This window comes from Leclercia sp. UBA2479 (assembly GCF_002341985.1).
Taxonomy (GTDB): Bacteria; Pseudomonadota; Gammaproteobacteria; order Enterobacterales; family Enterobacteriaceae; genus Enterobacter; species Enterobacter pneumoniae.
Window position 1 is genome coordinate 98774 of record NZ_DDPB01000002.1, and the last position, 23218, is coordinate 121991.

Genomic DNA, 23218 nt, shown 5'->3' on the forward strand with positions numbered 1-23218 from the left:
CACAGGATCAAGGTCAGGCGACCGCGCGGGCGTTCTCTTCGATATCCGCACTGACGCGCACGTCGTCGGCATCAAAGATCATGCAGTGGCGATCGTCAAAAGCGAGTTCAATCTTCTGCCACGGGGCAAATTTCACGTCGCCCGGCAGGAGGATCTTCACGTTGTCGTGACCATAACACTGACCGAACAGATAGGTATTGTTACCCAGTCGCTCCACCACTTCGCAGTTAAACGTGATGCGCGTCCCCAGGCGGGTATCGGTGGTTAAATGTTCCGGACGAATGCCCAGCGTCACCTGACTACCGGGGGCGAGCGGGGAGGTCTGGATCGCCAGGGTCAGAGAATGTTGCTGCGACAGGCTCACGGTCAGCTCCCCGGGTTGCCAGGCGGTGACGGTGGCGGGCAGGAAGTTCATTTTGGGTGAGCCAATAAACCCGGCGACAAACTTGTTCACCGGTTTGTAATAGAGATCCATCGGGGCGCCCATCTGCTCCACTTTGCCGTAATTCATCACCACAATTTTGTCGGCCAGCGTCATCGCCTCTATCTGATCGTGGGTGACATAGACCATGGTGGTTTTCAACTCCTGGTGCAGGCGCGCCAGATGCAAACGCATCTCCACGCGCAGTTCCGCATCCAGGTTGGAGAGGGGTTCATCGAACATAAAAACGCGTGGGTTACGCACGATGGCGCGGCCTATGGCTACACGCTGACGCTGGCCGCCGGAGAGCTGCTTTGGTTTACGGTCCAGAAGATGCGAGAGCTGTAACGTTTTGGCCACCATCTCAACCTGATGGCGAATCTGATCTTTAGGCACCTTATTCACTTTTAGCCCGTAGCCCATATTCTCGGCCACCGTCATATGCGGATAGAGCGCATAGGACTGAAATACCATCGCCACGCCGCGATGAGACGGCGCCACGTCATTCATCACCTCGTTGCCAATCAGCACCTCACCTTCGCTCACCTCTTCCAGGCCGGCAATCATCCGCAGCAGGGTCGATTTACCGCAGCCAGAAGGGCCGACGAAAACGGCAAACTCACCGTCCTGAATATCCAGATTCACATTGTGCAGCGTAACGGTGTCGCCAAAACGTTTGGTGACACTCCTCAATTGTATATTCGACATTAACGTTCCCCGGTAAGCCGTCGTTTCTGTCGTTTGTGTATTACGTATAACAATTCACAAAGACGTTGTCCGGCGGCGCAAATTATCTGTCACGACTATAACTTCCTCTATTTGCATGCCCTATACAGATATTTCATTAATGTTATGAGGATCACACAACTTACAGTTTTTTGTAGAGTTATCATGATGTGAAGGGTAGCGTATAACAAACCAAAGAGGTCAGGCATCATTCTTCGCAGGCCAGCTATAGCAGGTTTTGCAGGCGCAAGGATAGATCGCTTGGCACCATAACAACCCTAAAATTGTTATACCTTCACATGAGGTTGATAATGAAAAAGAACATTCTCGCTGCTCTTATCCTCTCTGCTATCGCCACCGTTCAGGTTCATGCCGCGCAGCAACTTAACGTCTGGGAAGACATCAAGAAATCTTCAGGCATCAAAGATGCGGTGAGCGACTTTGAAAAGCAGTACGACGTTAAGGTCAACGTGCAGGAAATGCCCTACGCACAGCAGCTGGAAAAACTGCGTCTGGATGGCCCGGCAGGTATCGGCCCGGATGTCCTGGTCATCCCTAATGATCAACTGGGCGGGGCCGTGGTGCAAGGGTTGTTAACCCCCCTGAATATGGCGGCTGGCGCGACTGAGCAGTACACACCGGCGTCAATTAACGCTTTCAAAATGGATAACGTCCTCTATGGCGTGCCTAAAGCGGTCGAAACGCTGGTCTTAATCTACAACAAAGACCTCATCGACAAACCGCTGGATAGCCTGCAGGCGTGGTACGACTTTTCTAAGCAACAGCGGGCGAATGATCAGTACGGCCTGCTGGCGAAATTTGACCAGATTTACTACAGCTGGGGCGCGATTGAGCCGATGGGCGGCTACATCTTCGGTAAAAATGACAAAGGCGGCTATAACCCGCAGGACGTTGGGCTGAACAAACCGGGCGCGGTCGAAGCGGTTACCTTCCTGAAAAAATTCTATGCCGACAATGTCTTCCCGGCGGGGATTATCGGCGACAACGGCCTGAACGCCATCGACTCCCTGTTTACCGAGAAAAAAGCGGCGGCGGTGATCAACGGCCCCTGGGCTTTCCAGCCGTATGAAGCCGCGGGCATCAACTACGGCGTGGCGCCACTGCCGACCCTGCCGGATGGCAAGCCGATGAGCTCATTCCTGGGTGTGAAGGGCTATGTGGTCTCGACCTGGAGTAAAGACAAAGCGCTGGCGCAGAAATTCATCGAGTTTATTAATCAGCCGCAGTACGTAAAAACCCGCTACGTGGCCACCCGTGAGATCCCACCGCTGACGGCAATGATTGACGATCCGCTTATCAAGAATGACGAGAAAGCCAGCGCGGTGGCGGTGCAGGCCGCGCGTGCATCTGCCATGCCGGGCATTCCGGAGATGGGTGAAGTGTGGGGCCCGGCAAACGCCGCGCTGGAGCTGAGCCTCACCGGTAAGCAGGATCCGAAAGCGGCGCTGGATGGCGCAGAAAAACAGGTTCAGATGCAGATCGAAGCCATGCAGGCCAGCAATCAGTAATTGTCAGAGGTAACAAAACGGGCGCCCCCGCGCCCGTTTTTTGAAAGGAGTGGTCAGTGAGTATCATCCCAGAAAATTATGCCAGCGCGCGGCCAGCCGGGCGTCATGCCTGGTGCGGCCTGCTGTTGGCGCTCATCCCGGGTTTCGGCCAGCTTTATCATCGTCAGTGGCTCAAGGGCGTTATCTTTCTCGTGCTGCTGGTAAGCTTTGTCGGCGTGTTTGCAGACTTCCTGGGCGAAGGGCTTTGGGGGCTGGTGACGTTAGGCGAAGAGGTACCGCGCGACAACTCTATCTTCCTGCTGGCAGAAGGGATTATCAGCGTGCTGATCATCGCCTTCGGCGTGGGACTCTATGCGCTTTCGCTGCGGGACGCGTGGGCCAACGGTCGTAAACGTGACGAGGGACAACAGCTTAACAGCGTGCGCAAGCAGTACCAGATGCTGCTGAGCGAAGGCTTCCCCTATCTGATGATCTCGCCCGGCTTTATTCTGCTGGTGTTTGTGGTGGTCTTTCCGATTCTGTTCGGGTTTGCCATCGCCTTCACCAACTACAACCTCTACCACACCCCGCCGGCGAAGCTGGTGGACTGGGTTGGTTTCAAGAACTTTATCAACATTTTCACCCTCTCCATCTGGCGTTCCACCTTCCTGGACGTGCTGCAGTGGACGGTGGTCTGGACGCTGCTGGCGACCACGCTGCAGTGTTCCGTCGGCGTGCTATTAGCCATCCTGGTGAACCAGAAAGATCTGCGCTTCAAGCCGCTTATCCGCACCATCTTTATTCTGCCGTGGGCAGTGCCGGGTTTTGTCACTATTCTGGTGTTCGCCGGCATGTTTAATGACTCTTTTGGCGTCATCAACAATGCCATTCTGGCCTTCTTTGGTATTGCACCCAAGGCGTGGATGACCGATCCGTTCTGGACCAAAACCGCGCTGATCATGATGCAGACCTGGCTCGGCTTCCCGTTTGTTTTCGCCATGACCACCGGCGTGCTGCAGGCGATCCCGGACGATCTCTACGAAGCCGCCACCATGGATGGCGCCAGCAGCTTTACCCGACTGCGCACCATTACGTTGCCGCTGGTACTCTACGCCATTGCCCCGATTTTGATCACGCAATACACCTTTAACTTCAATAACTTCAACATTATCTACCTGTTCAACAACGGCGGGCCGGCGGTAGTGGGGTCGAATGCCGGCGGGACGGATATCCTGGTGTCGTGGATCTATAAGCTCACCATGTCTTCGTCCCAGTATGCGATTGCCGCAACTATCACCATCCTGCTGTCGATCTTTGTCGTCGGGCTGGCGCTGTGGCAGTTCCGTGCCACCAAATCGTTCAAAAATGACGACATGGCATAGGAGAGAGAACAATGGCTCAATCACAAAGTATTAAACGTGAGAAGTGGCTCCGCCTCTCGCTCTCCTGGCTGGTGATCCTGCTGGTCTCCACCGTCATTATCTATCCACTGGTGTGGACGGTAGGGGCTTCGCTGAACGCGGGCAACAGCCTGCTCAGCTCGTCGATCATCCCGGAAAATCTCTCATTCCAGCACTATGCCGACCTGTTCAATGGCCAGGTGAACTATATGACCTGGTACTGGAACTCGATGAAAATCAGCTTTATGACCATGGTGCTGACGCTAATCAGCGTGAGTTTTACCGCCTATGCCTTCTCGCGTTTTCGCTTTAAGGGGCGCCAAAACGGGCTGATGCTGTTTTTGCTGCTGCAGATGATCCCGCAGTTCTCGGCGCTGATTGCCATTTTCGTCCTCTCGCAGTTGCTGGGGTTGATCAACAGCCATCTGGCGCTGGTGTTGATTTACGTCGGCGGCATGATCCCGATGAACACCTATCTGATGAAAGGGTATCTGGATGCGATCCCGAAGGATCTGGACGAATCGGCCCGCATGGATGGGGCCAGTAACTTCCGTATCTTCATTGAGATCATTATGCCGCTGTCAAAGCCGATTCTGGCGGTGGTGGCGCTCTTCTCCTTCACCGGGCCGCTGGGGGATTTCATTCTTTCCAGCACCATTTTGCGTACCCCGGACAAATACACCTTACCCATCGGGCTTTATAACCTGGTGGCACAAAAAATGGGTGCCAGTTACACCACCTACGCGGCAGGGGCAGTGCTGATTGCCGTGCCGGTGGCGATCCTCTATCTGGCGTTACAAAAATACTTCGTCTCCGGCCTCACCTCCGGCAGTACCAAAGGATAAGCACATGAAAAGATTCCAGCCCGCTCTGCTTGCGCTCTGCCTCTCGTGCGGATTCGCCGTCAGCACCTTCGCTGCTGATGCGCTGAAAACCCGTCCGTTTAACGGCATGCCGGATGATTTTATCAAAGGCGCGGATATCTCCACCTTGCTGGAGGCCGAGCAGCATGGGGCGACGTTTTACAATGCGCAAAACCAGAAGCAGGACGCCATTGCGATTCTGAAAGCGAACGGTGTGAATTACGTACGCCTGCGCCTGTGGGTTGACCCGCAGGACGGCCAGGGCAATACCTATGGCGGCGGCAGCAACAACCTGGAGAACACGCTCGCGCTGGCGAAACGCGTAAAGGCCCAGGGGATCAAATTACTGCTCGATTTCCACTACAGCGATTTCTGGACCGACCCGGGCAAACAGTACAAACCAAAAGCCTGGGAGAAAATGGACTATCCGCAGCTTAAAACGGCGATCCACGATTACACCCACGACGTTATAGCCCGCTTCAAGAAAGAGGGTGTGTTGCCGGATATGGTGCAGATTGGCAACGAAATTAACGGCGGGATCCTCTGGCCGGAGGGAAAAAGCTGGGGGCAAAACGGCGGGGAGTTTGACCGCTTAGCCGGGCTGCTGAATGCGGCCATCGACGGCCTGAAAGAGAACCTCACCGAAGGCGAGCAGGTGAAAATTATGCTGCATCTGGCTGAAGGTACGAAAAATGACACCTTCCGCTGGTGGTTTGATGAAATCACAAAGCGTAACGTGCCGTTCGATATTATCGGCCTGTCAATGTACACCTACTGGAACGGCCCCCTCAGCGCGCTGAAGGCCAACATGGATGACATCAGCCAACGCTACAACAAAGATGTGATCGTAGTGGAAGCCGCCTATGGCTATACCCTGGAAAACTGTGACAACGCAGAAAATAGCTTCCGGGCCAAAGAAGAGAAAGATGGCGGTTATCCTGGCACCGTCCAGGGCCAGTACGACTATATACACGACCTCATGCAGACCGTTATTGATGTGCCGGCGCAGCGTGGCAAAGGCATCTTTTATTGGGAGCCAACCTGGATTGCCGTTCCGGGTACCACATGGGCCACTAAAGCTGGCATGAAATATATCCACGATGAGTGGAAAGAGGGCAATGCCCGCGAGAATCAGGCCCTGTTTGATTGTCAGGGAAAAGTGTTGCCATCAATGACAGTATTTAAATAATCCCCCTCTGATTTCAGGAAGCTGTAAATATGACTAAATTCGCGCCTTTATTTCCTAAGGTTGCTGCGTTACTGCATGGCGCCGATTATAACCCGGAACAATGGGGAAATTACCCCGGTATTATTGAAAAAGACATTACCATGATGCAGCAGGCAAAATGTAATGTGATGTCAGTCGGGATATTTAGCTGGGCGAAACTCGAACCGCGCGAAGGGGAATATGATTTTGCCTGGCTGGATGCGGTAATTGAGAAACTTTACGCGGCGGGTATTCATATATTCCTCGCCACCCCGAGCGGTGCGCGTCCGGCGTGGATGTCGCAAAAATATCCGGAAGTGCTTCGGGTAGGGCGTGACCGCGTACCGGCGCTGCACGGTGGGCGACACAACCACTGCATGACCTCGCCGGTCTATCGTGAAAAAACGCTGAAGATTAATCGCCTGCTGGCGGAGCGCTACTCGCAGCACCCCGCCGTGCTGGGCTGGCATATCTCTAATGAATATGGTGGCGAGTGCCACTGCGGCCTGTGTCAGCAAAAATTCCGCGACTGGCTGAAAGCGCGTTATAAGACGCTGGATGCACTCAACCATGCGTGGTGGAGCACCTTCTGGAGTCACACCTACACGGACTGGTCGCAAATTGAATCGCCCGCGCCGCAGGGTGAGGTCTCCATCCACGGCCTGAATCTGGACTGGCGACGCTTTAACACCGCGCAGGTGAGCGACTTCTGCCGTCATGAAGTGGCGCCACTCAAAGCGGTAAATGTCGACCTGCCGGTGACCACCAACTTTATGGAGTACTTTTACGATTACGACTACTGGCAGCTGGCGAAAGAGATCGATTTTATCTCCTGGGACAGCTATCCGATGTGGCACCGTGAGAAAGAGGAAACGACGCTGGCCTGCTACACCGCCATGTATCACGACATGATGCGTTCGCTTAAAGGCGGCAAGCCTTTTGTGCTGATGGAGTCTACGCCCAGCACCACCAACTGGCAGCCCATCAGTAAGCTGAAAAAACCGGGGATGCACATCCTCTCGTCTTTACAGGCGGTGGCTCACGGGGCGGATTCGGTGCAGTATTTCCAGTGGCGTAAAAGCCGCGGCTCGGTAGAGAAGTTCCACGGGGCAGTTATCGACCATGTGGGGCATCTGGATACCCGCGTCGGGCGTGAAGTGAGCAAGCTCGGCGATATGCTGGCGCGTCTGTCGGTTGTGGCGGGTTGCCGCACCGAGGCGCGGGTGGCCATAATCTTTGACCAGCAGAGCCGCTGGGCGATGGACGATGCCGCAGGCCCGCGCAATATGGGCCTGGAGTACGAAAAAACCGTGAATGAGCACTACCGTCCCTTCTGGGAGAAAGGCATTGCCGTTGACGTGATCGATGCCGACCAGCCGTTGAGCCAGTACGCGCTGGTGATTGCCCCTATGCTCTACATGGTCCGCCAGGGATTCGCCGAACGCGCCGAAGCCTTTGTGGCCGAGGGAGGCCATCTGGTCACGACCTACTGGAGCGGTATTGTGGATGAAACCGATCTCTGCTTTACGGGCGGCTTCCCTGGCCCGCTGCGCAAGCTGCTCGGGATCTGGGCGGAAGAGATCGACTGTCTGGGCGAGGGGGAACGTAACCTGGTGCAGGGGCTGGCGGGCAATGCGTCGGGTCTGCAGGGGCCGTACCAGGTGCGTCATCTCTGCGAGCTGATCCACACCGAAACCGCCCAGGCGCTGGCGACCTACCGGGATGATTTTTATGCCGGTCGACCGGCGGTAACGGTTAACCGCTTTGGCAACGGCAAAGCCTGGCACGTGGCGTCGCGCAACGATCTGCAATTCCAGCGTGACTTCTTCGCAGGCATTATTAACGAACTGGCGCTGCCGCAGGCCGTCAATGCTGACTTCCCACCGGGCGTGGTGGCTACCGCCCGTACTGATGGCGAGAGTACCTGGGTATTTGTGCAGAACTTCACGGCGCAGCAGCAACTGGTCACGCTGCCAGAGGGCTATACCGACAGTATGACCGATGCCGCGGCGGTGGGCGACACCGTGCTCCTGCCGTGGGATTGTCGCGTGCTGAAGCGCAGGGCATAACGCCCGGCGCCACGCATAACACGCCTGCTCAAATGAGCAGGCATTTTTTTACCCCTGGATACCCTAAATCATTCGGCTTGCAGACCAGGATGCGTATCGCGTTTGCAGCGTGAAGGATGACGGATATAACTGAGAGGCTACTGATGGATACCAAAATCACTCAGCGTTTAATTCCGGCGTTTGGCGGAGAAGAGAATATCGAACATATCGAAGCCTGTATTACCCGCCTGCGCGTCACGGTAAAAGATTTAAATAAGGTGGATTCGCAGGCAATACAGGAGGAGGGGGCGTTAGGGGTCATTATTATTGGGCAACAAGTCCATGCGATATTTGGCCGACAATCCGATACCTTGCGCCAATTACTCGACGACCATTTTAATGGCCGTAAATAAATAAAAAACGGGATAGCCAATAAATGGTTATCCCGTAAAGGCCAAAATAACTACCCAGTGTTGGAGATAAAATAATGATAACAGGCAAATCAGAGAATAATGCTTACCACCAGGCTTCAACCTGGATGCCAAAGTTCCAGTTATTATTCGCGGTGCCATCCTGGAATGATTGACCCTTCTCAGAGTCATTCAGATAAGAGGCAAACACGCGCAGTTCCGGACGCGACATAAAATCAGGGCCATCCGCCAGACCCAGAGCGATGGTGTACTTCTCGCCGCTCTGTTTGTATTTCGCGCCGTCGGTGTAAGTGTCTTTCTGATAGAACCCGCCTACCTCGCCGATAAGACGCACATACTCCGTAAACTGATACTGCGCGCGGCCGACGAGGGAGATCAGGCGTGACTTCTCGGTGTAGAGGGTGGTGTCATCCGCCGAGCCCCAGGTGAGAACGTGGTTGAAAGAGAGCTTATCGGTGATGGGAATCAAGCCGGTGTTGATAACACGGTAACCCGAAGCATCGTTGACATAGTTCCACATGTCATACCAGCCTCCGCCCTGAGAGACCATATTCTGCGCCAGCCCTTTGTTGGCATACTGCAGCACCAGCTTGTTATAGCCTCCCAGCATCTCCTGGCTAATCTCGCCGGTGACCATCACGCCGTTATCAGCGTCATACAAGCCGCCGTACTCTTTCTGCTTGTTGGTGGGGTTTGGCATCGCGTAATCGATGCCCACTTCGGTCCACGCGCCTGCCCAGGGTTTCCAGCCGGCGTAGCGTACGTCGATATAGTTGATGTTGACATCGTTGTCGCCATCCACGCGGTAATCCACGTCATTGGCATCGCCACGGATCCACGCCACGGAGATGGCACCGGGGCCGAGGGTATAGTTTTCAATACCGGCACCGGTGCCGGAAATGTTCCAGTATTTGGTATCGATGATGTGCAGGTCATGACGCTGGTAATAGCGTTTACCGCCCCAAATTACCGCGTTAGGATCGCCCGGGATCAGCCCTTTGATCTGCAGGTTGAGCTGACGCAAGCCGAACTCGGCGTCGTCATCCAGGGTCGATTCGTTGTCATTCGAGCCATCGGACACCATGCTGACCATACTGTCGAGGTAAAAACTGACATCGTTCTTCTTGTAAACTTCTGAGCCTAACTCCAGCTCACCGTAGGTGTCGGTCTCGTTACCCAGACGACCAATCTTGTTTTTTTGCCACTCTTCCATCCCGCCATCCCGCGAGACGCCCACACCAGAGCGAAGATATCCATGGAAATCAATAGGTACTGAAGACGCCGCTAACAGCGAAGGTGAGGCCAGCGCAGCCGCCAACGCAACGGATACAGAGCGGATCGTAGTGTTCATTGTAACCCTCTTATTGTTTTGTAATACGTTCACAAATCCGCTGTCATAAAATGCCTAAACTCTTTTCGTGGCAATTGTGATGTCATAAATGTGTGATTAAGTGCAAATAAAACAGCGATATTTGTTACGAGAGATGAGATTCAGACAGAAATGTGGCAATGTGAGCGTCATACTTTTTTAGAGCGTGAGCCGCGCCATGATGCTGCGATGAGCGTTTTTTTAAATGGCCCCTGTTACAATTAAACAATAACGACACAAGGAACCGGACCATGAAGTCGAAAAGCGCGACGTTAGAGGATGTGGCTCGCCATGCGGGCGTCTCCTATCAGACCGTGTCCAGGGTACTGAACAAATCTGCCAATGTATCCGAAGCCACGCGCCATAAGGTGGAGAAAGCCATTGAAATACTGCGTTATGTTCCGAACCGGCTGGCACAGCAACTGGTCGGCAAGCAGACGCAGACCGTAGGGCTGGTCACCATATCTCTGGCCCTGCATGCCCCTTCACAGGTGGCGGCGGCGGTAAAACGCTATGCCAATCTTGAAGGTTACCAGGTGCTGATCTCCATGATCGATGAGAACGTCAACCACAGCATTCAGGATTCGATCAACGAATTGAAGTCTCAGCTGGTAAACAAAGTGATCATCAACGTGCCGCTGGAGGCTGACGAGGCGCAGAAAATCGCGTCAGATAACGACGACATCGTCTGCCTGTTCCTGGATGTTGATCCCTACAGCTCTGTGTTTAACGTTTCGTTTAACCCGGCGGATGGCACGCGCGCCAGCGTGAAATATCTGCATGAACTCGGCCACCGAGAGATCGCGCTGCTGGCGGGACCGGCCAGTTCAGTCTCGGCAGAGCTGCGCCTGAAAAGCTGGGTGGAGACGTTGAAGAGTTATGGCCTGGAGCCTGCCACCATCGTGCGCGGCAACTGGGATGCGCAGAGCGGTTACGCGGGGGCGCTGCAAATGCTGCGTGAGACAGCCCACTTTACCGCCGTGCTGGTGGGGAACGACCAGATGGCGCTGGGGGTGCTAAGCGCCTTCCATCAACATCAGATCCCGATTCCGGGCGAGAAATCGGTGATTGGTTACGATGACACCTATGAAAGCTCATTCTTCTATCCGGCACTGACGACCGTCTCGCTGGATCTGGATCTGCAGGGTAAAGAAGCGGTGCGCCGCATTCTGGACCACGGAGAGGAAAGTACGCTGCGCTTGTCGTCCATCCTACCGGCGCGGCTGGTGGTGCGGCACTCCACCGGCCCGAAAGGGGAGAAGGGTAAAAACCTGCAGGCGCTCGCCGACCAGCTGCGGGCCATTGCCCATCAACTGGAGGAGCGGTAAAGCCCCCTCATTATGGCGACTGGGCAGAGTTGCCTCTGAGCGTGCCTCACGCACAGAGGCGCAAGGGCAGCGGCAGGGAGGTAAGCTCTAATGGACAAATACCTATAAGATTCAGCGATAAACTCAGGCTTCTGACCCCGGAAAATAGCCCAACAGGAGCCCGCTGAATGTTTCCTCACCTGCGCATTGCCAGACCCGTGACCGATCTTGCACGATCTTTCCATATGTACGCTAGCGGCCTGGGGCTGCAAAAGATTGCCGACTTTGACGATCATGACGGCTTTAGCGGCATCATGCTGGGCCGTGCCGGGCTGCACTGGCATATGGAGTTAACCCTCTGTCTGCACCATCCGGTACAGCCTTCCCCGACAGCAGAAGATCTGCTGGTCATGTACTATCCGGAAAAGCAGGCGTGGGAAGAGGCCTGTGAAAAGATGAGCGCGGCGGGCTTCAGGGTGGTGAGCGCGTTCAATCCATACTGGGATAAGCAGGGGGCAACCTTTATTGATCCTGACGGGTACAGGGTCGTTATCCAGAACCGAGCCTGGGAGTCACCTAAATAACGGATCAGAATGTCGGCACTGCCTGGTACGCATGCAGAATCGCCATGCACACAGGCTTACGCACGCGATAAACAACAGGAATGGCTGTATGCGTTATCCCACCACGGGAGACTGCGCCTTTAGAGTGAAAATAAAGGCGCAGATAGCACGTGAAATTACAGTTTTTTGTACCTTATGGCCTGCCCAAAAAAGCGTGTTCTGTTAACGCTGTTCTGAACCGCACCAGGCGCCGAGTAACGCCTTCAACACACTGATAAGACCCAACACTATGAGCGCTGCCAAAGCGGCCAGCAATACAAAATTTGCCATCGGTTAATCCCTTCTGATAACACGTTTCTCAGAAAGCGTAGACGCTGTTTTCAAATTTTCCTCCCTTAATAATCCAGTGCGCTCTTTTTGTTAAATGCTTCGTTTCGCACCGGGCATTTCGGGGCGTCTGGCGGAGGCTGAGGAACAACGCACTGGAGCTGCCAGCGTTGTCCTACAACATCGGCCAGAGTAGCGCCGAGAGAGTCGCCAGCCCGCCGAGAACCACCCACACCACGGTCATGCCACGCAGCTGCGCCAGCGCAGTACGCGTGCAAATAAGCCAGGCGGGAATGAGGAACACGATCACCGCAATGAGCGGCCCACAAAACGTCTCGATCAGGTTGATGACGTCCGGGTTCGCGTAGACGATGCCGAACGTGAGCAGAAAAAGTCCCAGAGAGGCGGCGCGCTTGCGGGACGCCGCGTTTTTACCCGATCCGCTGGCCACCAGCTGGCTAAAGGTTTCTGCTACCGACAGGCCCACCCCGAGGAAAGATTTTGTCATGCCGAGTATGGCGATGAACGGGGCCACATAAAAGATGAAGTTGAAGCTGCCGTTTCCTTTAATCACAGAGAGCACGTTCAGGTTCTCCGCCTTCGCCTGCACGAAGCTGTCATGCGGAATACTTAGCACGCAGCTCAGCACGAAGAAGATGATACTGGTAAAGATGGCGATATAAGCCACGCGGATCACCCACAACGCCTTTTCCTCGCCCCCGGCTTTTTTCTCTTTATACCAGGAGGTGAGGGGGGAGATCATCGGCGCACAACAGAACGAAAACGTAATCAGCGGCAGCGTCAGCCAGATGCCTTTCAGCGTCACCGGCAGCGGAGTGGTTTTCACCTCAGCAACCGCACCGGTGAAATTTGCAAGATGCCACTCCGGGATCAGTGAAACGGCGATAAGCAGCACCGATGCCGCGAAGGGCAGTGCCAGCGCGCTCATCGTCGCGACGACCTTATCGCGCCCCTTACTCAGTACCCCATATAGCGCAGCGACCACGATAAATGAAAGCGGCCCACGGCGGATGCTGGTCATCTGCAGATGATCCACGAGGAAGTTATCCAGCGCATTGACCAGCGCCACCCCGTAAACGAGGGTCACAGGGAAGAAGGTCACGCAGTAGAATAAGGTCATCAACTTCTCGCCGTGACCACTAAAGAAAGAACCGAAGATGGGCAGCATACCTTTTTCGGTCTGCTCCTCCCGCAGATAGACCCGACATAAGAGCAGGTGCGGTATCAGGGATAATGGCAGGCCCAGCAGCAGCATCACCAGGAAGATGACCGGCCCGCGCGTACCAATTTCCACCGGCAGGAAAAGCGTTCCCGCCCCGACCGCTGTGCCATACAGACCCAGGGTCCAGATATTGTCCTGCCAGCGCCAGCCCTTACGTACAGGGAGGGTGACTGTCGTCGTTGAACTATTCATCATGTTTTACCGCGTGGAGAATAAAGCCTGAAACAGGGAGACCAAACCGGGAAATCGAATAAGTGTTGCCGGTCATCTTGCCAGTGAGGGGTGTAAAAAGGAGATCATCTGCCTCTGGAAATCGCGGTAGAGACATAACGTCCAGTGCTATCACGTACTGGGCCGAGAGGAGGTGCTTTCGCATACTCAAAACCTTGTCAGTATACCTGTAAGCAACTGTCATTATTTATAGAGTATGCTTTAACAGGCGGTTAATAAGAAAAGGCATTTGTGACATTAACGACTAAATAACGCCTGACTTTCCCTGCCTGTACGCCTGTTAATCAGAAAAAAATACCTTAATAATTAATTACCATAAGTAATTTTATTTCTGAAGGAGAAGCTTATTCGAATATTTTATAGCGGAGCTGAATAGATGCGCTTGGGGGGAATTAAAAAATCATAAACAATACAATCTCATAACCAGCCTATAGCGTTATGCGCGCTAAGGGTGCTGCTGAAAATAGCGAGTGTGGGATGCCATAATTTTGTGGCGACAGGACATTGCCGGTTGGGTGAATTTTGTCTGTTTGTTTATATATTGTCACAGGTCGGCAGCAATGATCGCTAAACCGCACAAATTTGATAATTTTATAGCATCTATTAACAAAAGATGGCCATTTTCATAAGTTACCCTAATTTTTTGTCAAAGTTATAACATTATGAAAATATCCAAAAACCTTAGTCCTGCGTTCTGGTTCACCTTAATGCTGCCGTTACTGTTTATGGCGGTACGGTTCTCTCCCTTACCCTTATTTGATGCCTCTATGGTGGGTCAGATAGAAAATTATCAGGCACTCTGGTTACTCTTTTGCGGCGTATTCACACTGGCCGCGATGTTGCCACTCTCCCTTAGTAAGCCCACCCGGCTATTCTGGATCTGGTCTGCATACTGGTGGTTTGTACTGCTGGGGAGAAGCATTAGCTGGGGGCGTGAATATTTCCCGGATGTGCCACATCTCTGTTTCCGTATCATCTCCGTGCTCTGGATTGCACCGCTGATCGTTGCGCTTTTTTCCAGGGCTCTCAGGGCAGAAATAGCACGCAAAATCAGAGATATTCCTTTCCCGGTGGCTATCTTTTCCCTGGCGCTCATCTCTTTCCTCATCTCCGATACGGTTGAGCATAAAAGAGTGCTCGCCTTCCTTTTCGTTGATCGCCCTGAACATCAGGATATTATTGAAGAGCTGTATGAAATACCCTTTATGGTCGCACTATTTGTGACGGCATGTTATTACATGCGGATTGATAAATTAGCCTTAGCACATCCGGTTCGAAACCGTACCGATAACAGAGAAGCATCGATAACGCGCACATAATTAATCGCTATCACGAGTCGTCATGCTGTGTTTTTACGGCATGATGGCAAAACAAAAATAGCAGCCAGGCTCGACTCCCCCTCTTTATGCCGCGAAAGGGGGATATTTAACGGCCGTCACAAAGCGAAACCGACTATCTCTCTCCTTCATAAAAAGTGAGGAGTGTGCTCACGCCTTACCGCATTGCAACGCGTACTGAGCCGTATAAAACGCGTCGAGGGGCGTATCGTCCCGGTAGACCGCCCGGGTGTCCTCTCTGCATATCCACTCATCAAGAAACCAGTCATCTTTACATCTGGCGTCCCGGGATGGCTTCACCGTCCAGGTGGATTTTCTGCCAAAGAGTCCCCTCCGCTGAACGATACTGCCGATGCCTCTCTCGTCGCCCATGCGAATGATCTCAAACTTCGCCATCATATCCTCATGCTAACGAATACTAAGCCCAGATTATCCCACCTCTGCGGCGTGGTTTCTTCACAGTCTGCGCTATATTGCCTTCGTTAATGAAGATGCAAGCCGGGGTTGTAACTCGGGTGACCGCGTAAAACCCGTTTCGTGGCGTGAACCGTCGAACGTTTCACTTTGCGACCCGCATCCGCGCAATCTGTCATAAACATGTCACACTCAAGGCGATGCGTAAAAAAAAGAGGAAGAAGGGATGAAAAGAGCACTCCTGGCGATCGCCGTGGCAAGCAGCGTCGCACTCAGTTCTGGGGTACAGGCGCAAACCGCGCCGGAAGGGTATCAGCTTCAGCAGGTTTTAATTATGAGCCGCCATAATCTGCGCGCTCCGCTGGCCAATAACGGCAGCGTACTCGAACAATCCACGCCCAGCCAGTGGCCGGAGTGGGATGTACCGGGCGGGCAGCTCACCACCAAGGGCGGCGTCCTGGAAGTGTATATGGGCCATTACATGCGGGAATGGCTCGCCGACGAGGGGATGGTTAAGGCTGGGGAGTGTCCGCCGGCCAGTAACGTCTATGCCTACGCCAACAGCCTACAACGCACGGTCGCTACCGCGCAGTTCTTTATCACCGGCGCCTTCCCGGGCTGCGACGTGCCTGTCCATCATCAAGAACAGATGGGCACCATGGATCCGACCTTCAACCCGGTGATTACCGATAACTCTCCAGCGTTTAAAGAAAAAGCCCTTAAGGCGATGGAGGCCGAGCGGCAAAAGATGCAGCTTGGTGAGAGTTACAAACTGCTGGAGCAGATGACCCACTATGCCGACTCCCCCTCCTGTAAGGAGAAGCAGGTGTGTGATTTGAGCGAGGCGAAAGACACCTTCAGTGCAGACTACCAAAAAGAGCCGGGCGTTTCGGGCCCGTTGAAGGTGGGGAACTCGCTGGTGGATGCCTTTACGCTGCAGTATTACGAAGGCTTCCCGATGGATCAGGTGGCGTGGGGCGAAATCAAAACCGACCAGCAGTGGCGGCTACTGTCGAAGCTGAAAAATGGCTATCAGGATTCGCTGTTCACCTCGCCAGAGGTGGCACGTAACGTGGCTAAACCGCTGGTGAAATATATCGATAACGCGCTGGTCACCGACCAGGCGAAGGCGCCGAAAATCACGGTACTGGTCGGGCATGATTCCAATATCGCTTCGCTGCTGACGGCGCTCGACTTTAAGCCTTATCAGCTACACGATCAGTACGAGCGTACGCCGATTGGCGGCAAAATCGTCTTCCAGCGCTGGCACGATAAAAACGGTAACCGGGATCTGATGAAGATTGAGTATGTTTATCAGAGTGCGGAACAGCTGCGAAACGCGGATGTCCTGACGCTGAAATCCCCGGCTCAGCGCGTGACGCTGGAGCTGACGGGCTGCCCGATTGATGCAAATGGTTTTTGTCAGATCGACAAATTCAACGCGGTATTAAACGACGCGGCGAAGTAAAAAAGTCCCCCCCGCGCTGGCGGGGGGTAGTTGTCAGACGTTTTGCCGTTCTATGGTCTGCTCGCCCCAGAACAGCGAGTCTTTATCCGTCTTCTCAAAGGCGCGCACCAGTACTTCATCGCTGCCTTCTTCCCATATTTTCTCCGCCAGCTTCTCATCGTAGTTTGCGACTTCAAAGATAGCCTCTGCGATTTCTGGCGATGTATTACGTAAACTCGCCCATTCGCCCACGCGATGCGCTTTTGCTTCTTGAGTTGGCATATTCGTCCTCCTGTTTACGGTTAACCTTTCAGTTTGACGGCTAAGCCGGCAACATGTTCACCCTGATAGCGGGCAATATTCAGCTCCGCCTCGCTGGGCTGGCGGGAGCCATCTCCCCCGGCAATGGTCGTGGCGCCGTAGGGGGTACCACCACGTACCTGAGAAATATCAAACAGTTCCGGTGAGCCGTAGCCGATAGGTACAATCACCATCCCATGATGTGCAAGGGTAGTCCATGTAGAGGTAATTGTCTGTTCCTGGCCGCCGCCGGTGCCGGTTGAGCTAAACACGCTGGCAATTTTGCCGCGCAGCGCGCCGTTGGCCCACAGCCCCCCGGTCTGATCGAGGAAAGTGCGCATCTGTCCGGCCATATTGCCGAAGCGCGTTGGGGTGCCAATGATAATCGCATCGTAGTCCGCCAGCTCCTGCGGGGTGGCGACCGGGGTATCCTGTGTTTTACCCCCTGCGTTGGCAAACACCTCTGCGGGCATGGTTTCAGGTACACGTTTAATGGTTACCTCAACGCCCCCAATTCTTCTGGCGCCTTCCGCCACTGCCTGCGCCATCGTTTCTACGTGTCCGTACATCGAATAATAGAGCACCAGAATTTTCGCCATCTTGCTTCACTCCTCAATTATCGTCGCGCAGCCGAGCGCTGCAGTACCTTAAAGATATGACGTGCTGGCAGGAGTGCAAATTATTGCGCGGGTTGTTTGATCTGAGCACTGCTGCTTTTGCGGGGCAGGTGAGCGTCGCTTAAGATTCGCTCTGGCCACAAATCGAACTCCATTGCACCGTGCGGCAGCGCTGGTCTGACGATATCCGGCGTTAGGGTCTGCAGGCGCGACGCGCCTCACTCAGTCGTTGCAGCCCGAAGATCATTGTGGCGAAAGGGATCAGGCGCATTGTTGCAATATGAAACATATTTGCCGTATCGAATTTTCGGAACGATAAGAGGTGCTTATGTGTAAGCGGCAAGAATTTTCATACGAAAGGCTGATTTCCTGTTGCTGAATATTACGATTCACTGGCCGGATGCCCTATGTCCACTAAGCTTAGTTTCACGCGGCGCAGATAAACTCGCTGAGTAAGTGTCGCCAGGTGAAAGAATCCTCTTTTACTGAATGCAGTATGATGTCTAATATGTCGAACTCTGGAGGTAGAACATGGCTAACCATCGTGGTGGGTCAGGTAATTTCGCAGAAGATCGTGAAAGAGCATCAGCAGCAGGCCGTAAAGGTGGCCAGCAGAGCGGGGGTAATTTCAAAAATGACCCTCAGCGTGCGTCAGAAGCTGGCAAAAAAGGGGGCAAAAATAGTCACGGCAGCGGTAACAATAGCAAGTAGTGACTAAAGTCTACGATACGGATAGCGTAATCCGTAACGTTGCTCCCACCGCCGGATAGCCCGGCGGTTTTTTTTATCTCCGCAACATTGAACTGTTATCACCGACATCGCACACTAGCGGATTGATTCTTGTCTTTGGTGTTACATGTCTGCCTCTCGTTATGCTTTCTCCGTTAAACCCCAGGAAGCGCTATTAATTCTCATCACTATGTTCTGGGGTGGCACGTTTCTGGCCGTCCAGTATGCGGTCACTCTGAGCGATCCCTTTTTCTTTGTCGGCCTGCGCTTCGCCACGGCGGCGATTGCGGTGGCGTTGATCTCACTGAAATCTTTGCGCGGGCTTACGCTTAAAGAGCTCAAAGCCGGCGTGGCGATCGGCGTGGCGATCGCCATGGGTTACAGCCTGCAAACCTGGGGTTTACAAAGCATCTCCAGCAGTAAATCGGCCTTTATCACGGCGATGTACGTTCCGCTGGTGCCACTATTGCAATGGTTATGCCTCGGCAGAATACCGGGAATCATGTCCTGTGTGGGCATCATGCTGGCCTTTATAGGCCTGATACTGCTGGCCGGGCCGGGCGATAATCTGCTGGCATTAGGACCGGGTGAGATCATCACCCTGGTAGGCACGATTGCCATTGCGGCGGAGATCATTCTTATTAGTGCGTGGGCGGGACAAGTCGATGTAAAACGGGTCACCGTGGTGCAGCTCGCTACCGCGTCGCTGGTGGCATTTGGCGCGATGGTCCCTGCCGGCGAAGCCGTTCCAGCGCTGTCGCCAGGGCTGATTATTGTTGCGCTCGGTCTGGGCATTTTCAGCGCCATTATTCAGGTCACCATGAACTGGGCGCAGAAAAGTGTCTCCCCGACGCGTGCGACCGTCATCTACACCGGCGAACCGGTCTGGGCCGGTATTTTTGGCCGCATCGCCGGCGAACGGCTGCCTGTCCTGGCCCTGCTTGGCGGCGTCTTTATTGTCGTGGGTGTGCTGGTGAGCGAACTGAAGTTAAAAAAGAAGCGTAAAGCGGCCAGTGAGCTAACCTCAGACTAAATCGTGGTGAACAGAAATGCCCCTCTTCGGAGGGGCATTGGCTATTAACTGTCCTGCCCGACAACTTCCCCCTGGGGGACGGCTGCCGTCCGTCGGCTTAATAGCGCATTCAACAGAATTGCGCCGAAGGTCGCGGTGCCAATGCCGCCCAGAGTAAAGCCGCCCAGCGACAGGGCAAAATCTCCCGCCCCCAGAACCAGCGTCACCGCCACCATGATCAGATTCCCGTTCTGACTCAGATCAACATGGTTTTGCACCCAGATGCGCGCTCCCGCCACCGCAATCAGGCCAAACACCACGATCGAGGCGCCACCAATCACCGGAGCAGGAATGGTGTGGATCAGCGCGCCAAACTTCGGCGAGAAGCCCAGCAGCAGGGCAATCACCGCCGCGGCCACAAACACCAGCGTAGAGTAGACTTTGGTCACCGCCATCACGCCGATGTTCTCGGCATAGGTGGTCACGCCGCTGCCGCCCACCGAGCCTGAAAGCAGCGTCGCCAGTCCGTCACCGACAAAGGCGCGACCCATGTACGGGTCCATATTGCGCCCGGTCATCCCCGCCACCGCCTTCAGGTGGCCCAGGTTTTCCGCCACCAGGATCACTGCCACCGGGGCAATCAGCATCATCGCCTGGCCGCTAAACGTGGGGGAGGTGAGCTGCGGCACACCAAACCAGGCGGCGTTGTGTACCAGCGTAAAATCCACCGGTTTCCCCAGCCCGAGCACGTTAGTGACCAGCGCATAGAGCAGGCAGGCGATGATCAATCCCACCAGAATCAAAAGCCGTTGCACCATGCCGCGCGTGAAGACCGCGACCAGGCCAATGCACAGCACCGTCATCACCGCCATCCAGCTATCAAATGCCGAGCCAGAGACCCCTTTCACCGCAATCGGCGCCAGGTTAAGGCCAATAGCCATCACCACCGCCCCCGTGACCACCGGCGGCATGAGCCGTTCTATCCAGCGGGTACCGCTTTTCATCACGATCAGCCCAATCAGGGTATAGACTGCCCCGCAGGCGATAATTCCCCCCAGCGCCACGCTGAGATTGAGGTTTACCCCCTGGCCGCTAAAGCCGGTGGCAGCAATCACTACCCCCACAAAGGCCGCGCTGGAACCGAGATAGCTTGGCACCCGCCCCCCGGTTATCAGGAAGAACAGCAGGGTGCCGACGCCTGACATCAGGATCGATAAGTTCGGATCCAGCCCCATCAGGATGGGCATCAGCACTGTGGCACCGAACATCGCCACCGCGTGCTGCACCCCCATCACGGCGGTCTGAGGATACGAGAGTCGTTCATCCGGCGCGACCACGCCGCTACCCGTAGAGGTCGATTTCAACTGCCAGTGGGGAAAACCGAACATTGCCATGAGCAAACTCCTTCAGGAGGGTTAACAGGCTGGTCGCATAAGTGCGTGATAGCCGCGATCAAACCATACCAACCCCTGCGGCGCGGGGTGGCACGTAATAGCCACGATGCTACAAAACAGAATGTCGTGGGTGCCCACGCTCACCACCTGGCTAATGTGGCAATCGAACGACACCAGCGCCTCTTCCAGCCGCGGGCAGCCGGTCTCTCCCCTCTGCCAGCGGGCGGCGGCGAAACGCTCCACCATCGGCGTTTTGCCGCCAAACAGATTAGAGAGCGATTCTTGTCCGGCGCTCAGGGTATTCACGCACAGGGTGCGGTTTTCGCTAAACATGGGCCACACCGAGGCCCCCCGGTTCAGGCACACCAGCAGGGTCGGCGGCTCGTCAGTGACGCTACACACCGCACTGGCGGTAAAACCCGCCTGTCCGGCAGGACCGTCAGTGGTGATGATATTCACCGCCGCCCCCATGCAGGCCATGGCGTCGCGAAAGGTCTGTTTATCAGGAAGGGTCATGATGGCTCCTTACGCCAGTCCGCAGGCGTCTTCAAAGGTGAGGCGCGGCAGGCGGGCATACACTTTGCTGGCATCGCCATAGCCGATGTTAACGAGCAGATTGCTCTTGAGAGGGGTGCCGGTGAAAAAGGCGGCGTCCACCTTCTCACGGTCGAAGCCGGACATCGGCCCGGTATCCAGCCCCAGCGCCCGGCAGGCGAAAATGAGATAGGCCGCCTGCATGGCGCTATTACGGAACGCGGTCTCCTCGGCCAGCGCCGGGCTTGAGGTAAACCAGCTTCGCGCATCGCCGTGCGGAAACAGCGCAGGCAGGCGATCATAGAACGTGCTGTCCCAGGCGACGATGGCCGTCACCGGAGCGGTAAGCGTCTTTTCCAGGTTGCCGCTGGAGAGCGCGGGGCGCAGCTTCTCTTTGCCCTCCGGCGTACGGATAAACACGAAGCGCGCCGGAGAACAGTTAGCGGAGGTGGGCCCCCATTTCAGCAGCGCATAGATCTCGCGCAGGGTCTCGTCACTCACCGGCTGGGGCAGCCAGCCGTTGTGCGTGCGCGCCTGGGTAAACAGCGTATTGATTGCGGTGGGATTGAGTGCTTCGCTCATTTCGACTCCTTAAAAAACGGGTTCAGGTCTGTGTAGCAGGCTGGCCAGCCCGTTCAGCAGCAGGGTGTTAAAGGACTCGGGTTCGGTGACATTGCAGGCGTGGCCGCCATGGCGCATCACCACCTTTGTGCTGCGGGGCAGGGCCGCATGCAGCGCTGTGGAGCAGACCGTTGGCACCAGCAGATCGTCGGCGGAACAGATCACCTGCACCGGGCAGGCAACGCGCGCAGCCTGATGGCTAAAATCGGCTGACTTGAGGGCGGCGAGCCTGCGCAGCAGATTGGTTTTGCCCTGGAAGTGGGCCAGCGCCAGCGCCTCCTCTGCCTCCATACGGGGCGCACGGGCGGCCATCCAGTCTGCCGGGTAGAGAAACAGCGGCTGGGCCTCGACCCACGCCTGAGCACCGCCCGCATGCAGGAGCCGCTCGCGAATCTGGAAGCAGCGTCGGGTGTGTGGATTAAGCGTCAGCCACCCGTTGATGCAGACCAGCGCGCTCACGGCCTCAGGCGAGTCGATGGCCAGTTGCAGCCCCACCAGGGCGCCCAGCGCATGACCCACCACGGCATAGCGTGAGATGCCCGCTGTTAAAAGCGCCTCGTGCAGTTCCCGGGCCATCTGTGCCAGGGAGTAATCCTCGGGCAGCGTCGCGGTATTGCTACCCGTGCCGCGCTGGTCGTAGCAGACCACCTGATACTCCTGCTCCAGCGCGGCGAGCTGAGGAAGCCAGTAGCTGGCGCTGCCCCCGAGCCCCGAAATCATTACCACGACTGGCGCGCCCGCCCAGGGCGGCGGTGAGACGGAGAGTTTCATCAGTCCCTCACTTAGCGATATGCGCAACAGAGGCGATCTCAACCAGCGCTTCTGGCTTCACCAGTCCGCACTGAATGCAGAATCGCGCCGGTTTATCGCCGGGGAAGAACTCCGCGTAAATTTCGTTAATCGCGGCGTAGTTTTTCCAGTCGGTAATAAAGATGCTGTTGAAGGTCACATCCTCCAGGGTGCCACCCGCCGTCTCGATAACGCTTTTGATGGTCTCGAGCACGTGGCGGGTTTGCCCCTTTGGGTCGTCGGGATAGACCACGTTATTCTGCTTATCAAACGGCAGGGTACCGGAAACATAGACCACGCCATCGGCAAGGGTGCCCGGCACAAACGGGGCGATGGGGGTGCTGGTGCCTGGCGGGATAATGACGGATTTAGGCATGGCG

General features: G+C 55.2%; 22 protein-coding genes. 12 read left to right on the forward strand and 10 right to left on the reverse strand.

Annotated features, from left to right (window positions below):
- Positions 1–13 precede the first annotated feature (13 nt).
- On the reverse strand, positions 14–1129 hold the full coding sequence (locus tag B3B59_RS01590; RefSeq protein ID WP_046886652.1) for an ABC transporter ATP-binding protein: 1116 nt from the start codon (positions 1127–1129) through the stop codon (positions 14–16).
- A gap of 329 nt (positions 1130–1458) precedes the next feature.
- On the opposite strand from B3B59_RS01590, the gene B3B59_RS01595 reads away from it, so the two are divergent.
- The 6 genes from B3B59_RS01595 to B3B59_RS01620 all read left to right on the forward strand — a co-directional run bounded on the left by B3B59_RS01595 (position 1459) and on the right by B3B59_RS01620 (position 8586).
- Positions 1459–2676, forward strand: a complete 1218-nt coding sequence (locus B3B59_RS01595) for an extracellular solute-binding protein (protein WP_286807967.1) — start codon at positions 1459–1461, stop codon at positions 2674–2676.
- Between the two features lie 56 nt (positions 2677–2732).
- On the forward strand, positions 2733–4037 hold the full coding sequence (locus B3B59_RS01600; RefSeq protein ID WP_286807968.1) for a carbohydrate ABC transporter permease: 1305 nt from the start codon (positions 2733–2735) through the stop codon (positions 4035–4037).
- A gap of 11 nt (positions 4038–4048) precedes the next feature.
- The gene (locus tag B3B59_RS01605) at positions 4049–4900 is read left to right on the forward strand and encodes a sugar ABC transporter permease (RefSeq protein WP_207293435.1); all 852 of its coding nucleotides are present in this window, start codon (positions 4049–4051) and stop codon (positions 4898–4900) included.
- Between the two features lie 4 nt (positions 4901–4904).
- Complete coding sequence (locus B3B59_RS01610) at positions 4905–6107, forward strand: glycoside hydrolase family 53 protein (RefSeq protein WP_286807969.1); 1203 nt, start codon at positions 4905–4907, stop codon at positions 6105–6107.
- 29 nt (positions 6108–6136) lie between these two features.
- On the forward strand, positions 6137–8194 hold the full coding sequence (locus B3B59_RS01615) for a beta-galactosidase (RefSeq protein ID WP_286807970.1): 2058 nt from the start codon (positions 6137–6139) through the stop codon (positions 8192–8194).
- 143 nt (positions 8195–8337) lie between these two features.
- Positions 8338–8586: a PTS transporter subunit EIIB gene (locus B3B59_RS01620; protein WP_080346648.1), complete on the forward strand. Its 249-nt coding sequence runs from the start codon at positions 8338–8340 to the stop codon at positions 8584–8586.
- 103 nt (positions 8587–8689) lie between these two features.
- On the opposite strand, the gene B3B59_RS01625 is transcribed toward B3B59_RS01620, so the two are convergent.
- Positions 8690–9955, reverse strand: a complete 1266-nt coding sequence (locus tag B3B59_RS01625; RefSeq protein WP_286807971.1) for a maltoporin — start codon at positions 9953–9955, stop codon at positions 8690–8692.
- Positions 9956–10224: 269 nt separating this feature from the next.
- Here B3B59_RS01625 and B3B59_RS01630 point away from each other — a divergent pair, with 269 nt between their 5' ends.
- Complete coding sequence (locus B3B59_RS01630) at positions 10225–11301, forward strand: LacI family DNA-binding transcriptional regulator (RefSeq protein ID WP_040076244.1); 1077 nt, start codon at positions 10225–10227, stop codon at positions 11299–11301.
- Between the two features lie 167 nt (positions 11302–11468).
- Positions 11469–11864 (forward strand): VOC family protein, encoded by a 396-nt coding sequence (locus tag B3B59_RS01635; RefSeq protein WP_286807972.1) that lies wholly within the window; start codon positions 11469–11471, stop codon positions 11862–11864.
- Between the two features lie 481 nt (positions 11865–12345).
- Here B3B59_RS01635 and B3B59_RS01640 read toward each other — a convergent pair whose 3' ends face one another.
- Complete coding sequence (locus B3B59_RS01640; protein ID WP_414671901.1) at positions 12346–13605, reverse strand: amino acid permease; 1260 nt, start codon at positions 13603–13605, stop codon at positions 12346–12348.
- 746 nt (positions 13606–14351) lie between these two features.
- Here B3B59_RS01640 and B3B59_RS01645 point away from each other — a divergent pair.
- Together B3B59_RS01645 and agp are read left to right on the forward strand one after the other, a co-directional pair.
- Positions 14352–14963: a hypothetical protein gene (locus B3B59_RS01645; RefSeq protein ID WP_286807974.1), complete on the forward strand. Its 612-nt coding sequence runs from the start codon at positions 14352–14354 to the stop codon at positions 14961–14963.
- 658 nt (positions 14964–15621) lie between these two features.
- The gene (gene agp, locus B3B59_RS01650) at positions 15622–16863 is read left to right on the forward strand and encodes a bifunctional glucose-1-phosphatase/inositol phosphatase (RefSeq protein ID WP_046886642.1); all 1242 of its coding nucleotides are present in this window, start codon (positions 15622–15624) and stop codon (positions 16861–16863) included.
- Positions 16864–16896: 33 nt separating this feature from the next.
- On the opposite strand, the gene B3B59_RS01655 is transcribed toward agp, so the two are convergent.
- Both B3B59_RS01655 and wrbA read right to left on the reverse strand, forming a co-directional pair.
- Positions 16897–17124 carry a YccJ family protein gene (locus tag B3B59_RS01655; RefSeq protein ID WP_040076238.1) on the reverse strand — a complete coding sequence of 76 codons (228 nt, stop codon included), beginning with the start codon at positions 17122–17124 and terminating at the stop codon, positions 16897–16899.
- A gap of 20 nt (positions 17125–17144) precedes the next feature.
- A complete protein-coding gene (gene wrbA / locus B3B59_RS01660) occupies positions 17145–17741 on the reverse strand; it encodes an NAD(P)H:quinone oxidoreductase (RefSeq protein WP_040076237.1) in 597 nt (198 codons plus the stop codon).
- A 549-nt stretch (positions 17742–18290) separates the two neighbouring features.
- Between wrbA and B3B59_RS01665 the strand changes: the two genes are divergently transcribed.
- Both B3B59_RS01665 and B3B59_RS01670 read left to right on the forward strand, forming a co-directional pair.
- Positions 18291–18470, forward strand: a complete 180-nt coding sequence (locus tag B3B59_RS01665) for a general stress protein (protein WP_040076236.1) — start codon at positions 18291–18293, stop codon at positions 18468–18470.
- 145 nt (positions 18471–18615) lie between these two features.
- Entirely contained in the window at positions 18616–19521 is a 906-nt protein-coding gene (locus B3B59_RS01670) for a DMT family transporter (protein WP_286807975.1), read from the forward strand.
- Between the two features lie 44 nt (positions 19522–19565).
- Here B3B59_RS01670 and rutG read toward each other — a convergent pair whose 3' ends face one another.
- From rutG to rutC, 5 genes are read right to left on the reverse strand one after another with little or no spacing between them, the layout of a single operon-like run.
- A complete protein-coding gene (gene rutG, locus B3B59_RS01675) occupies positions 19566–20894 on the reverse strand; it encodes a pyrimidine utilization transport protein G (protein ID WP_286807976.1) in 1329 nt (442 codons plus the stop codon).
- 21 nt (positions 20895–20915) lie between these two features.
- Positions 20916–21410 (reverse strand): NADH-dependent FMN reductase RutF, encoded by a 495-nt coding sequence (gene rutF, locus B3B59_RS01680; RefSeq protein ID WP_286807977.1) that lies wholly within the window; start codon positions 21408–21410, stop codon positions 20916–20918.
- Between the two features lie 9 nt (positions 21411–21419).
- Positions 21420–22010 (reverse strand): malonic semialdehyde reductase, encoded by a 591-nt coding sequence (locus B3B59_RS01685; RefSeq protein ID WP_212477595.1) that lies wholly within the window; start codon positions 22008–22010, stop codon positions 21420–21422.
- Between the two features lie 9 nt (positions 22011–22019).
- The gene (gene rutD / locus B3B59_RS01690) at positions 22020–22820 is read right to left on the reverse strand and encodes a pyrimidine utilization protein D (RefSeq protein ID WP_286807978.1); all 801 of its coding nucleotides are present in this window, start codon (positions 22818–22820) and stop codon (positions 22020–22022) included.
- A 7-nt stretch (positions 22821–22827) separates the two neighbouring features.
- Complete coding sequence (gene rutC / locus B3B59_RS01695) at positions 22828–23214, reverse strand: pyrimidine utilization protein C (RefSeq protein ID WP_040076230.1); 387 nt, start codon at positions 23212–23214, stop codon at positions 22828–22830.
- Positions 23215–23218: the final 4 nt, after the last annotated feature.